Consider the following 12939-nt stretch of genomic DNA (forward strand, 5'->3'; position numbering starts at 1 on the left):
ATGCCCGCTTGCCCCAAGCGTGGCGAGAACCTTACGCGGCTGTATTCATGGCCGATCCCCCGGAGCGCCCGCGTCTTCGGGCACAGGCGCGGCCGTGTTCATGGCCGCGCCTCCGGCACGGCGGGCTTGGCCGCGCCTGCGTCTTCCCTCGTCTCTCCGGTCGCTGCGCTCCCTGCGTTCCTCAGTCCAGACACAGGCGCGGCCAAGCCGGCGGGTCGGACCACCAAGCTGTCCGCGCCTTCGTCCAGGTCGACGATGACCTCCTCGCCGTCCCTGACCTGCCCGGCCAGCAGCTCCTTGGCCAGCTGGTCGCCGATGGCCGACTGCACCAGCCGCCGGAGCGGGCGCGCGCCGTACATCGGGTCGTAGCCGGTCAGCGAGAGCCAGTCCCGCGCGGCCCTAGTCACGGTCAGCGTGAGCCGCCGGGCGGCCAGCCGCCGGGCCAGGTGCTCCACCTGCAGGTCCACGATCTGGGACAGCTCCTCGGAGCCGAGCGCGTCGAACAGGATCACGTCGTCGAGCCGGTTCAGGAACTCCGGCTTGAACGCGGTCCGCACGGCCCCCATCACGGCCTCCCGCTTGGCCCCGTTCTCCAGCTGCGGATCCACCAGGAACTGCGACCCGATGTTCGAGGTCAGGATGAGGATGGTGTTCCGGAAGTCGACCGTGCGCCCCTGCCCGTCCGTCAGCCGCCCGTCGTCGAGCACCTGCAGCAGGATGTCGAAGACCTCCGGATGCGCCTTCTCCACCTCATCCAGCAGCACCACCGTGTACGGCCGCCGCCGCACTGCCTCGGTCAGCTGCCCGCCCTCCTCATACCCGACATATCCGGGCGGCGCCCCGACCAGCCGGGCCACGCTGTGCTTCTCGCTGTACTCGCTCATGTCGATGCGGGTCATCGCCCGCTCGTCGTCGAACAGGAAGTCGGCCAGCGCCTTGGCCAGTTCGGTCTTGCCGACGCCGGTCGGGCCGAGGAACAGGAACGAGCCGGTCGGCCGGTCGGGGTCGGAGACGCCCGCTCTGGCTCGCCGTACCGCGTCGGAGACGGCCTGGACGGCGGCGCGCTGGCCGATCAGGCGCTTGCCCAGCTCCTCCTCCATCCGGAGCAGCTTGGCGGTCTCGCCTTCCAGCAGCCGCCCGGCGGGGATGCCGGTCCAGGCGGAGATGACCTCGGCGATGTCGTCGGGGCCGACCTCCTCCTTGACCATGGTCTGCTCGCGCTGCGCCGCGTGGGTGGCCTCGGCCAGCTCCTTCTCCAGCCGGGGCACCTCGCCGTACATGAGCCGGGCGGCTTCCTCGAACTTGCCGTCCCGCTGGGCCCGCTCGGCCGTGCTGCGGCTGTCGTCGAGCTGCTTCTTCAGGTCGCCGACCCGGTTGAGCCCGGCCTTCTCCTGCTCCCACCGCCCGACCAGGCCGTTCAGGTCCTCCTGCCGGTTGGCCAGCTCCTCGCGCAACTTCTCCAGGCGCTGCAGGCTGGCCTCGTCGGTCTCCTTGGCGAGAGCGAGCTCCTCCATCTTCATCCGGTCCACCACGCGCTGCAGCGCGTCGATCTCGACTGGCCGGGAGTCGATCTCCATGCGCAGCCGGCTGGCCGCCTCGTCCACCAGGTCGATGGCCTTGTCCGGCAGGAAGCGCGCGGTGATGTAGCGGTCGGACAGGGTGGCGGCGGCGACCAGCGCGCCATCGGAGATCTGCACCTGGTGGTGGGCCTCGTAGCGGCCCTTCAACCCGCGCAGGATGGCGATCGTGTCCTCCGCGCTGGGCTCGCCCACATAGACCTGCTGGAACCGCCGCTCCAGCGCCGGGTCCTTCTCGATGCGCTCGCGGTATTCGTCCAGGGTCGTCGCGCCGATCATGCGCAGCTCGCCGCGGGCCAGCATCGGCTTGAGCATGTTGCCCGCGTCCATCGCGCCCTCGGCCGCGCCCGCCCCGACCATGGTGTGCAGCTCGTCGATGAACGTGACGATCTGCCCGTCGCTCTCCTTGATCTCGTTCAGCACGGCCTTCAGCCGCTCCTCGAACTCGCCCCGGTATTTCGCGCCCGCCACCATCGCGCCCAGGTCCAGCGAGACCAGGCGCTTGTTGCGCAGGCTCTCCGGCACGTCGCCCGCGACCATCCGCTGGGCCAGGCCCTCCACCACGGCGGTCTTGCCCACCCCCGGCTCGCCGATCAGCACCGGGTTGTTCTTGGTACGGCGGCTGAGCACCTGCACCACCCGGCGGATCTCGGCGTCCCGGCCGATCACCGGGTCGAGCTTGCCGTTCCTGGCCCGCTCGGTCAGATCGACGCCGTACTTCTCCAGGGCCTGGTAGGTGTCCTCGGGGGTCTCGCTGGTCACCCGGGCGTGGCCGCGCACCTTCTCGAACGCGTCGAGCAGCGCGCTTGAGGTGGCGCCCTGGGCCTTCAGCAGGTCGGCGACCGCTCCGCCGTCGGTGGCCAGGCCGACCAGCAGATGCTCGGTCGAGACGTAGTCGTCCTCCAGTTGCTTGGCCCGCTGCGCGGCCGTGTTGAGCACCGTCAGCAGCTGCCGCGAAGTGGCGGGCGCGGCCACCGTCGCCCCCTGCGCCTTCGGCAGCCCGGCCAGCAGGTGCTCGGCCTGGGTGCGCAACACCTTCCAGTCCGCGCCCACGGCCTCCAGCAGCGGCACGGCCGTGCCCCCGGTCTGCGCCAGTAACGTGGTCACCAAGTGCGCGGGCGAAATTTCGGGATTTCCCTCCGCCGCCGCGCGGCGCATCGCCCCCGCGAGGGCTTCCTGACTCTTCTGTGTGAGCTTGTAGTCCATTGTCGTGGCCCCCAGTACAAGAAAAGAGAGAGTTAGGCGGGGGGAAGCTGGTAGCGGATCAGCGCCCTGATCATCGTGAGCTCGCTGCGCAGCCGGGACAGCTCGTCCCGCTGGCGCAGGTTCTCGGTTTCGAGCTCCAGGATCCGCTTGATCCCGGCGAGGTTGATGCCCTCCTCCTGGGAGAGGCGCTGCACCTCGCGCAGCAGGATGATGTCCCGGGTCGAGTAGAGGCGGCCACGCCCGGCCGTGCGGCCGGGGCTGACCAGCCCGAGGCGGTCATACTGCCGGAGCGTCTGCGGGTGCAGACCCGACAGCTGGGCCGCCACCGAGATCACGTAGACGGGCGTTTCATCGGACAGGTCGAAGAAATTGGCGTCCATCGGCTACTCGCTTCTGGCCTGCTTGATCAGTTCCTCGCGTAGGTCCACACCCTCGGTCGCGTCGCGGAACTCCTCCAGCGCCGCCCTGGCCTTGTCGTTCAGGTGCTCCGGCACGGTCACCTGGACGGAGACGAGCAGGTCGCCCTTGGTGCCGTCCTTGCGGGCCGCGCCGCGGCCGCGGACCCGGAAGGTGCGGCCGTTCGGCGTGCTCTCCGGGATGCGGAGCGTGACCGGCATGCCGCGCAGCGTCGGGACCTTGATCTCGGCACCCAGCGCGGCCTCCGGGAACGTCACCGGAACCGACACGGTCAGGTTCTCGCCGCTGCGGCCGAACACCGGGTGCGGCTGCACGTGCACCACCACGTAGAGGTCTCCGGCGGGGCCGCCGTTCTCGCCGGGCGCGCCCTTGGCCTTGAGCTTGATCCGCTGGCCGTCGCTCACCCCGGCGGGCACCCGGGCCTGGATGTTCCTGGTGCTCTTGCCCCGCCCGCTGCCGTCGCAGACCGGGCACGGGTCGTCCACCAGCAGGCCCCGGCCGCGGCAGTCGCGGCACGGCTCGGAGAAGGCGAAGTTGCCCAGGTTGCGGCTGGCCGCCCCGGTGCCCTCGCAGGTCGGGCAGACCCGCGGCGTGGTGCCCGCCTTGGCCCCCGTGCCCGCGCAGGCCGCGCAGGCCGAGGAGCTGGTCAGCCGGAGCGAGACGGTCGCGCCGTCCACCGCCTCGGCGAACGACAGCGTCACCTCGGACTCGATGTCCTGGCCGCGCCTGGCCCGGCCGGCCGAGCTGGGGCGCTGGCTGCCGCCCCGGTTGAAGATGCCGCCGAACAGGTCGCCGATGCGGTCGCCCGCGCCCTGCTGGCCGCTGCCCCCGAACAGGTCGCCGAAGTCGAAGCCGCCCCGGCCGCCGCCCTGGTTGCGGGCGAAGCCGCCCAGGCCGGAGCCGAACAGCGTGCGGGCCTCGTCATACTCCTTGCGGCGTTTGGTGTCCGACAGCACGTCGTAGGCCTCGGAGACCTCCTTGAACTTCTCCTCGGTCTCGGTGTTGCCCTTGTTCGCGTCCGGGTGATACTGCCGGGCGAGCTTGCGGTAGGCCTTCTTGATGTCGTCGGGGGTCGCGGTCTTGGGCACACCAAGGACGGCGTAGTAGTCCTTCTCCAGGTAGTCCTTGGTGCTCATCTACCGCTTCCTCCGGTTGTGCTGCCGCATATGTGATCGGGTCCCCTCCCGGCGTGCGGGAGGGGGCTCCCGGGGGATTGTCAGTCTTTTTCCGGCTCGTCGTCGAGCAGGTCTCCACCGGTGACGACCTCGTCCGCCGGCACGTCCGCGGCGGCCGGCGGGGTGGTGACCTCGCCGCCCTCCTCCGGCTCGGCCACGGCCACCCGCGCGGGGCGCAGGATCCGCTCGCCGATCCGGTATCCGGGCTGGAGGATCTCCACGCAGGTCGGCTCGGTCACCTCGGGGGAGTAGCTGTGGATCAGCGCCTCGTGCACGGTCGGGTCGAACGGGTCGCCCTTCACACCGAAGGTGGTCAGGCCCAGCTTGCCGACGGCGGCCTCCAGCGACTCGCTCACCTTGGCGAAACCGCCGGTGAGCTCGCCGTGGTCGCGGGCCCGGCCGATGTCGTCGAGCACCGGCAGCAGCTCGGTCAGCGCGCTGGCCACCGCGTGCTCCCGGACGACGGTCCTGTCCCGCTCGACGCGCTTGCGATAGTTGGCGTATTCGGCCTGCAGCCGCTGCAGGTCGGCCGTGCGTTCCGCGAGCATCTCCGCGGCCACTCCGCCAAGCGCGGCGGTGTCGGCGGGGGAGGTCTCCTCGGGCGCGGTCTCCCGCGCCTCCAGGGTCTCCGGGTCGATCTTGCGGTTGTCGCGGATCACCGGCTCCTGCTCGGAACCGTTCTCGCGCGGTGTCACTTGGCGCCGCCCTCCCGCTTCGGTTCGTCGTCGACGATCTCGGCGTCCACGACATCCTCGTCGGCCTTGGCCTGCTGCTCACCGCCGGGGTTGCCCCCCGGGTTGCCGCCCTCGGCGCCGGACGCGGCGGCGGACTGGGCGTAGATCGCCGAGCCCATCTTCTGGCTGACCGTGGCCAGCTTCTCCGCGGCGGCCCGGATGGCAGGCGTGTCGGTGCCCTCCAGGGTCTTCTTCAGCTCGGCCAGCGCGTCGTTGACCTCGGTCTTGATGTCGGCCGGGACCTTGTCGTCGTTCTCCCGGAGGAACTTGTCGGTCTGGTAGGCCAGCGAGTCGGCGTTGTTGCGGACCTCGGCCTCCTCCCGGCGGTTCTTGTCCTCCTCGGCGTAGGACTCCGCCTCCCGCATCATGCGGTCGATGTCGTCCTTGGCCAGCGCGGAGCCGCCGGTGATGGTCATCGTCTGCTCCTTGCCGGTGCCCAGGTCCTTGGCACCGACGTTGACGATGCCGTTGGCGTCGATGTCGAAGGTGACCTCGATCTGCGGGATGCCGCGCGGTGCCGGGGCGATGCCGGTCAGCTCGAAGGTGGCCAGCTTCTTGTTGTACGCCGCGATCTCGCGCTCGCCCTGGTAGACCTGGATCTGCACGGACGGCTGGTTGTCCTCGGCGGTGGTGAACACCTCCGAGCGCTTGGTCGGGATCGTGGTGTTCCGCTCGATGATCTTGGTGAAGATGCCGCCCTTGGTCTCGATGCCCAGCGACAGCGGGGTCACGTCCAGCAGCAGGACGTCCTTGACCTCGCCCTTGAGCACGCCGGCCTGGAGCGCGGCGCCGATCGCGACGACCTCGTCCGGGTTGACGCCCTTGTTGGGCTCCTTGCCGCCGGTCAGCTCCTTGACCAGGTCGCTGACGGCCGGCATCCGGGTGGAACCGCCCACCAGCACCACGTGGGCGATGTCGGCGACCTTGATGCCCGCGTCCTTGATGACCTGGTGGAACGGGCCCTTGCAGCGCTCGAGCAGGTCGGCGGTGATGCGCTGGAACTCGGCGCGGGTCAGCTTCTCCTCAAGGTGCAGCGGACCCTCGGCCGAGGCGGTGATGTAGGGCAGGTTGATCGAGGTCTCGGTCTGCGAGGAGAGCTCGATCTTGGCCTTCTCGGCCGCCTCGCGGAGCCGCTGGGTGGCCATCTTGTCCTTGGACAGGTCCACGCCGTGTGCGTTCTTGAACCGGGTCACCAGCTCGTCCACGACCCGCTGGTCCCAGTCGTCGCCGCCCAGGTGGTTGTCACCCGAGGTGGCCTTGACCTCGACGAAGCCGTGCCCGTCCTCGGAGCCGACGTCCAGCAGGGACACGTCGAAGGTGCCGCCGCCGAGGTCGAAGACGAGGATGGTCTGGTCCTGGTCCTTGTCGAGCCCGTAGGCCAAAGCGGCCGAGGTAGGCTCGTTGATGATGCGCAGGACGTTGAGGCCCGCGATGGTGCCGGCTTCCTTGGTGGCCTGGCGCTGCGCGTCGTTGAAGTAGGCCGGGACGGTGATCACCGCGTCGGTGATCTTCTCGCCCAGGTAGGCCTCCGCGTCCTGCTTGAGCTTCTGCAGCACGAAGGCGCTGATCTGCTGGGGTGTGAACTTCTTGCCGTCGATCTCGACCGACCAGTTGGTGCCGATCTCGCGCTTGACCGACCGGATGGTCCGGTCGACGTTGGTCACGGCCTGGCGTTTGGCCACCTCGCCGACCAGCACTTCACCGTTCTTGGCGAAGGCCACCACGGACGGCGTGGTCCGCGAGCCTTGGGCGTTCGCGATGACGGTGGGCTCACCGCCCTCAAGGATCGAGACGACGGAGTTGGTCGTCCCCAGGTCGATACCTACCGCACGTGCCATGAGTACGTCCTTGTAGTCAAAGTTGAGTCAGACAGACTCAATATTGGGATGGGCTTCCCGCCCTTGTCAAGCGCGGGGCTGTCAAACAGCTTGAGTCTAATACGCTCAACCCTTGAGCCGCGCGAAAAGTTCTCAAACCCCCACATGCCGACGGCGGCCAAGCCGCCGTGCCGCAGACGCGGCCATGGACACGGCCGCGCCTGCGTCCGGTCGGAAACAGAGGCCGTTGGGTAGGCGCGCGAGGGTAACCCTGGCACCCGGTGGGTGTGGTGGAGCCGAGCGGTGATGCGAGAAGGTGGTGGTCGAGTCACCTCTGCAGGTTCAGCGGTTGAGGTGGGAGGATCCACCCTTCAAGCCACGCCTCAGGCCGGGGCGGTATGGATCGGGACCAGGGTGACCTTCCTGCCGGGGCTGAGCCGTTCCAGGTCGCGGATCTTGTTGCGGGTCTGGCTTTCGGGGCTGAGTGTGTCGTAGCGGTCGGCGCCCAGATCATGGAAACGCAGCGTGGGATCGGCTATGAGTCGGTAGGCGATCTCCAGGATGGCCCGACCGATGGCGATCATCCTTCTTGCCGCGCCTGCGGCGGATCCGCCGGTAGCGTCCCCCAGGAACGTGCCGGTGGTCTTGGCGCAGGCCATCGCGGCGGTGACCAGCGCGGCGCGTAACCAGTAACCGGAGGACGCTCCGGCCCCCAGGCTGGGGAGCAATCCGGTCCCCAGCGTAGAGGAGCAGGGAAAGGCGATTCGTCGTCAAGGCGATTCGTCGTCTGCTCCGACAGCGGCGAGAGCGACCTCCAACAGGTAAAGGATCTCGGCGTTGATGGACCGCCGGTCCTTAGCCGCTTTCGCGACAAGGCGTTGGTGAATGTCGTCAGGAAGTCGCAGAGCGAAACGAATCATGATGCTATAGTGACATCATGGCGACATCAAAGGACGGTGACGAGGCCGGGCGCGCCCGGTACGGCTACCGGCTCCGCGTGTCGTCCACCGCGCTCTCCAAGCTGCTCGGCGAGTGGGACCGGTGCCGCTGGGTGTGGAACCAGTGCGTCGCCGAATCCCGTGCCGCGCACAAGGCGAAGCAGGAGTGCGGTCCGGCCCGGCTCGACAAGATGCTGACCGGTCGGCGTGCCGAGCACCAGTGGCTGCCCGACGCGGCGATCGGAGCCACCAAGACCGCGCTGGTGGAGATGGCGCGCAAGCACGGGCGCACGGTGCATCTGGTCCACCCCGCGCACACCACCATGGACTGCGGACACTGCGGGGCGAGAACCAAGCACGCACTGCCGCTGTCGGAACGCAAATACACCTGTACCGCGTGCGGAGCCGTCTCCTCCAGGGACAAGAACTCCGCCCGTGTGATGCTTGTCCGGGCTGGTCTGGCCCCGGCTGGTGTTGATCGTGTAAGACCCGGCCGTCCGCAGGGCGACCGGGCAGCGTGAGCCAGTGCTCCCCCTCGTCCACGAGGGGGAGCAGTCAATTGGCGCCGTCGACCACCTTGCGCTTGCCCAGCGGAGCCTTGAGCTTGACCAGTGTGGTCTTCTTGACCGCGATCGCGATGCAGAAGCCGTTGTCCTTCACCGAGCCCTCATACAGGGTGACGGTGACCTTCTTGCGCGTCTCCTTGACCTTGACGTGGTCCAGCGCGTAGCACTCCTGCGGCCCGGACCACCAGGTCACCTTGAGGTACTTGCCCTTCTTGTACGGCTTCGCCGACGTCCACTTGACCTTGTGCGGGTTGATCGTCCCCCGCTGCGGTTTCACGATGGGGTCGGCCACCATGGCCTGGGCCGGGAGAGCCCCCGCGCCCACGCTCAGCGTGAGCGCCGCCGCGAGGGCCACGGCTACCCGTCGGATGGTCATTTCGCACCGTCCACGATCTTCCGGTCGCCGACCGGTTCGGAGAGCTTGACGATCGTCTTCTTCTCGATGGCGATCTCGATGCAGATCGCGTCCTTGTCGGTGGTGCCTTCCCAGAGCGTGACGGTCACCTCGGTGGCGGAATACGTCACGTCCACGCGGTCAAGGCTGTTGCAGGGTTCCACGCCCGACATCCAGAAGATCTCCAGGCCGTCGGCCACGGGCTTGACCTCGGTCCACGGGATCTTGCGGGGGTTGATGGTGTTCCCCACGGCGACGGCCATGGAAGGGCCGGTGTTCGGGACGCCAGAACTCGCCGGCGTGCTGACCGGCTGTTCCGGGTTGACCGGTTGGCCAGTGGTCACAGAGGTCCCCTCTCCACACGCGACCGCTGTAAGCAGGAGCGCGATCAGCCAGATCCGTCTCATGTCCCTATGACGGCCGAGTCCCGGCGCGGGTTCATCAAACCATTGACTCTGGTATGGCCCAGGGTTAAATTCACCGCATGATGAATTTAGCTCAGCCTGCGATCTCCGTACGAGATCTGCGGGTCACCCGAGGCGGCCACGAGGTGCTGCACGGGGTTTCGTTCGAGGTGCCGCGAGGCCAGGTAACCGGCCTGCTCGGCCCGAGCGGTTGCGGCAAGACGACGCTGATCCGGTCGATCGTCGGCGTGCAGGTCGTCGCCGGGGGCGAGGTCACCGTGCTCGGCGCGCCCGCCGGAAGCCCGAACCTGCGCCGCACGATCGGCTACTCCACCCAGAATCCCGCCATATATCGGGACCTGTCGGTGCAGGAGAACCTGCGCTACTTCGCCGCCGTGCTCGGCGCGCCCAGGAACGACGTGGATCGGGTGCTGGCGGAGGTCGGTCTCACCGAACAGCGCCGCCAGCTCGGCGGCACGCTGTCCGGCGGGCAGCTCAGCCGGGCCAGCCTGGCGGTCTCCCTGCTCGGCAGCCCGGACCTGCTGCTCCTGGACGAGCCGACCGTCGGCCTCGACCCGGTGCTCCGCAAGGAGCTGTGGACGCTGTTCCAGGGCCTGGCCGACCGGGGCGTCACCCTGGTCGTGTCCAGCCATGTGATGGACGAGGCGGCCCGCTGCCAGCGGCTGCTCGTCATGCGCGACGGGGAGATCCTCGCCGACGACAGCCCGGAGGCGCTGCGCAGCCGGACCAGGACGACGGATCTGGAAGAGGCGTTCCTGCGCCTGATCGAGGAGAGGCTGGCGGCATGAACGCGACGATCACCCTGGCCACCGCCCGCCGGATCATGAGCCAGCTCCGCAACGACCGCCGCACGGTGGCGCTGATGGTGCTGGTGCCGACACTGGTCATGGTGCTGCTCTACTACGTGATGGACGACGAGCGGTCGTTCACCGCCTGGGCGCCCGTGCTGCTGTGCGTGTTCCCCTTCCTGGTGATGTTCCTGGTCACCTCCATCAGCACGCTCCGGGAGCGCACGTCGGGCACGCTGGAACGGTTGATGGCCTCCCCGCTCAAGCAGCTCGACCTGCTGCTCGGCTACGGCCTGGCGTTCGGTGTCATGGCCTGCCTGCAGGTGGCGCTGGCGCTGTCGGTCTCGCTCACCTGGCTGGGCATGGAGCTGGCCGGGGCGCTCTGGCCGCTGATCCTGGTGGCGCTGCTCAACGCGCTGCTGGGCACCGCGCTCGGCCTGCTGTGCAGCGCGTTCGCCCGGACCGAGTTCCAGGCCGTGCAGTTCATGCCGGTGGTCATGATCCCGCAGATCCTGCTCGGCGGCATCCTGGTCCCGCGCGACCAGATGGCCACCGTGCTGGAGTGGATCTCCAACGTGCTGCCCATGTCGTACGCGATCGAGGCTATGAAACTGGCGGTCATGGGCGCGGACCTGAACGGCGACTTCTGGCGCGACGTGATCGTGGTCGTCGGGTCGATCCTGCTCGCGCTCGGCCTGGGCGCGGCCACCCTGCGCCGCAGGACGCCGTAAACTGCCGCCGTCCCGCATTAACCAGAAACCCGTCCCATAGACAGCCGCATAGCCGCCGACCAGGCGACTCACCGCCGCGGCCGTCCAGATCACGACTTTCTAATTAATAACAACGAGGTGTACGGCATGATCGCGATTCTCGGAACCGGAAAGATGGGCGAGGCCCTGCTGTCCGGTCTCGTCCGCGCCGAGGCCCTGCAGGAGCGGTACGGCGTGCGCGTGGTCGGCAACGCCGAGGCCGCCAAGACCGCCGACACCCTGATCCTGGCGGTCAAACCCCAGGACATGGCCACCCTGCTCGCCGAGATCGCCCCCTACGTGCCCGCCGACCGGCTGGTCATCTCGGTGGCGGCGGGCATCACCACCGCGTTCGTGGAGTCCCGCCTGGGCGCGTCCGTCCCGGTGGTGCGGGTGATGTCCAACACGCCGGTGCTGGTGGACGAGGCGATGAGCGTGATCTCGGCGGGCGCGCACGCGGCCGAGGAGCACATGAAGCAGACCGAGGCGCTGCTGAGCCCGGTGGGCAAGGTGCTGCGCATCCCGGAGTCCCAGCAGGACGCGGCGACCGCGCTGTCCGGCAGCGGGCCGGCGTACTTCTTCTATCTGGTCGAGGCGATGGTGGACGCGGGCATCCTGCTCGGCATGCCGCGGGCGGCCGCGCTCGACATGGTGACCCAGTCGATCGTAGGTGCGGCGATCATGCTCAGGGATTCCGGGGAGCATCCGGTGATCCTGCGCGAGGCCGTCACGTCCCCGGGTGGCACGACGATTTCGGCGATCGCCGAGCTGGAGCGGCACCGGGTGCGGGCCGCGTTCCTGGACGCCATCGAGGCGGCCAGGGACCGCAGCCGCCAGCTCGCCTCCGGATAATCAGCTAGCCAACCTGCCCCGACGTAGGGAATCATAAAGAACCTTTCCTGTATTTCGGGTATTCGGGGCGGGTCGGGGTGACGGTCGTCGTAGCGCGTCGTGCGCTGTGGTCGCGGGATTTTTCTCTCTATTTCGTGGCGCGGTCGGTCGCGCTCATGGGCGACGCGATGTTGCCCATCGCCGTGACACTCGGCGTTTTACGGCTCTACGGCCCGGTCGGCGTGGGCATCGTGCTCGCCGCGTGGATGGCCGCTTTCGGGGGGCTCGTCCTGTTCGGTGGCGTGTTCGCCGACTGGTTCACCGCCAGGAAGATGATGATCGGTGCCGACCTGCTGCGGGTCGTCACCCACCTCGTCATCGCGTTCGCCTTCTTCGCCGGACGCCCCGCGCTGTGGCTGCTGATCGTCATGTCCGCGCTCAGCGGCCTCGGCGCCGCCTTGTTCCAGCCCGGCGTGAACAGCATGATCCCGCAGATCGCCGACGACCCGCAGCGGGCCAACGCGATCCTGCGGGTGGCCGACGCCATCGCCCGCCTGGTCGGCCCCGGCCTGGCGGGCGCGATCGTGCTGCTCGGCGGCGCCGGGGTCGTCTACGCGGTGAACGCGGGCACCTTCGCGATCAGCGCGGCCTGCCTGCTCGCCCTGCGCGTGCGCCTGGCGCCCGTCACCGGCAGCAAACTGATCAAGGACCTGCGTGCGGGCTGGCGGGAGTTCCGCTCCCGCACCTGGATGTGGTCGGTGATCCTGGTCTGGTCGGTGTACGGCATCACGCTGTTCGGCCCGAGCTGGCCCCTGGGCGCCGAACTGGTCACCAAGAGCCTCGGCGAGAGCGCGTTCGTGATCGGGGTCACCGGGGAAGGCGTCGGCAGCATCCTCGGCGGCCTGATCGCCATGCGGTACCGCCCGTCCAGGCCGCTGTTCTCCGGCGCTGTCGGGATGATCGCGTTCATGGCGATGCCGCTGGTCATCGCGTTGCGGCTGCCGTTGCCGTACATCGTGTCGGCGATGATCCTGGCTGGGGCGGCCTGGGCGTTCTGGTCGGTGATGTGGGCGACCAGCGTGCAGACGCAGGTGCCGGGGGAGGTGCTCAACCGGATCACCGCCTACGAGGTGGCGGGTTCGGTGCTGAGCATTCCGATCGGGCAGGCGCTGGCACCGGTGGTGGGGGCGCGGGTGGGTGCCGACAACGTGCTGCTGGTCGGCTGCGTGACGGGGTTGCTGGGCATTGTCGTGCTGCTCGCGACCCCTGCCGTACGAAACCTGAGAGCTGTCACAAAGGCCGAGTAAGCATCACATTACGAT

Annotated in this window: 12 protein-coding genes and 1 pseudogene; 5 read left to right on the forward strand and 8 right to left on the reverse strand. The window is 68.8% G+C overall.

The window, feature by feature from the left end:
* Positions 1 to 98: 98 nt before the first annotated feature.
* The 6 genes and pseudogenes from clpB to ABGB08_RS01140 all read right to left on the reverse strand — a co-directional run bounded on the left by clpB (position 99) and on the right by ABGB08_RS01140 (position 7654).
* Positions 99 to 2783 carry an ATP-dependent chaperone ClpB gene (gene clpB, locus ABGB08_RS01115; protein ID WP_347584905.1) on the reverse strand — a complete coding sequence of 895 codons (2685 nt, stop codon included), beginning with the start codon at positions 2781 to 2783 and terminating at the stop codon, positions 99 to 101.
* A 128-nt stretch (positions 2784 to 2911) separates the two neighbouring features.
* Positions 2912 to 3163: pseudogene (locus ABGB08_RS01120) on the reverse strand (helix-turn-helix transcriptional regulator); the annotation flags it as partial.
* Between the two features lie 3 nt (positions 3164 to 3166).
* Positions 3167 to 4336 (reverse strand): molecular chaperone DnaJ, encoded by a 1170-nt coding sequence (dnaJ, locus tag ABGB08_RS01125; RefSeq protein WP_347584912.1) that lies wholly within the window; start codon positions 4334 to 4336, stop codon positions 3167 to 3169.
* A gap of 80 nt (positions 4337 to 4416) precedes the next feature.
* Positions 4417 to 5070, reverse strand: a complete 654-nt coding sequence (gene grpE / locus ABGB08_RS01130; protein WP_155353845.1) for a nucleotide exchange factor GrpE — start codon at positions 5068 to 5070, stop codon at positions 4417 to 4419.
* Complete coding sequence (gene dnaK, locus ABGB08_RS01135; protein ID WP_155353844.1) at positions 5067 to 6947, reverse strand: molecular chaperone DnaK; 1881 nt, start codon at positions 6945 to 6947, stop codon at positions 5067 to 5069. Before dnaK ends, grpE begins: the two co-directional genes overlap by 4 nt.
* Before the next feature lie 362 nt (positions 6948 to 7309).
* Positions 7310 to 7654 (reverse strand): hypothetical protein, encoded by a 345-nt coding sequence (locus ABGB08_RS01140; protein ID WP_347584940.1) that lies wholly within the window; start codon positions 7652 to 7654, stop codon positions 7310 to 7312.
* A 209-nt stretch (positions 7655 to 7863) separates the two neighbouring features.
* Here ABGB08_RS01140 and ABGB08_RS01145 point away from each other — a divergent pair, with 209 nt between their 5' ends.
* The gene (locus ABGB08_RS01145) at positions 7864 to 8385 is read left to right on the forward strand and encodes a zinc ribbon domain-containing protein (protein WP_347584947.1); all 522 of its coding nucleotides are present in this window, start codon (positions 7864 to 7866) and stop codon (positions 8383 to 8385) included.
* A 34-nt stretch (positions 8386 to 8419) separates the two neighbouring features.
* Here ABGB08_RS01145 and ABGB08_RS01150 read toward each other — a convergent pair whose 3' ends face one another.
* Complete coding sequence (locus ABGB08_RS01150) at positions 8420 to 8806, reverse strand: hypothetical protein (RefSeq protein WP_347584955.1); 387 nt, start codon at positions 8804 to 8806, stop codon at positions 8420 to 8422.
* A complete protein-coding gene (locus ABGB08_RS01155) occupies positions 8803 to 9168 on the reverse strand; it encodes a hypothetical protein (protein ID WP_347584962.1) in 366 nt (121 codons plus the stop codon). The genes ABGB08_RS01150 and ABGB08_RS01155 overlap by 4 nt, the downstream gene beginning before the upstream one ends.
* Before the next feature lie 140 nt (positions 9169 to 9308).
* Between ABGB08_RS01155 and ABGB08_RS01160 the strand changes: the two genes are divergently transcribed.
* The 4 genes from ABGB08_RS01160 (at position 9309) to ABGB08_RS01175 (ending at position 12924) form a co-directional block, all read left to right on the forward strand.
* The gene (locus ABGB08_RS01160; RefSeq protein ID WP_347584969.1) at positions 9309 to 10037 is read left to right on the forward strand and encodes an ABC transporter ATP-binding protein; all 729 of its coding nucleotides are present in this window, start codon (positions 9309 to 9311) and stop codon (positions 10035 to 10037) included.
* The gene (locus tag ABGB08_RS01165; protein WP_347584976.1) at positions 10034 to 10768 is read left to right on the forward strand and encodes an ABC transporter permease; all 735 of its coding nucleotides are present in this window, start codon (positions 10034 to 10036) and stop codon (positions 10766 to 10768) included. Before ABGB08_RS01160 ends, ABGB08_RS01165 begins: the two co-directional genes overlap by 4 nt.
* Positions 10769 to 10894: 126 nt before the next feature.
* Positions 10895 to 11638, forward strand: coding sequence for a pyrroline-5-carboxylate reductase (gene proC, locus ABGB08_RS01170; protein ID WP_347584996.1), 744 nt, complete (start codon positions 10895 to 10897; stop codon positions 11636 to 11638).
* Between the two features lie 77 nt (positions 11639 to 11715).
* Entirely contained in the window at positions 11716 to 12924 is a 1209-nt protein-coding gene (locus ABGB08_RS01175; RefSeq protein WP_347585015.1) for an MFS transporter, read from the forward strand.
* The last annotated feature ends 15 nt before the right edge of the window (positions 12925 to 12939 follow it).

Origin of the sequence: Acrocarpospora sp. B8E8, from assembly GCF_039871605.1 — a bacterium.
Taxonomy (GTDB): domain Bacteria; phylum Actinomycetota; class Actinomycetes; order Streptosporangiales; family Streptosporangiaceae; genus Acrocarpospora; species Acrocarpospora macrocephala.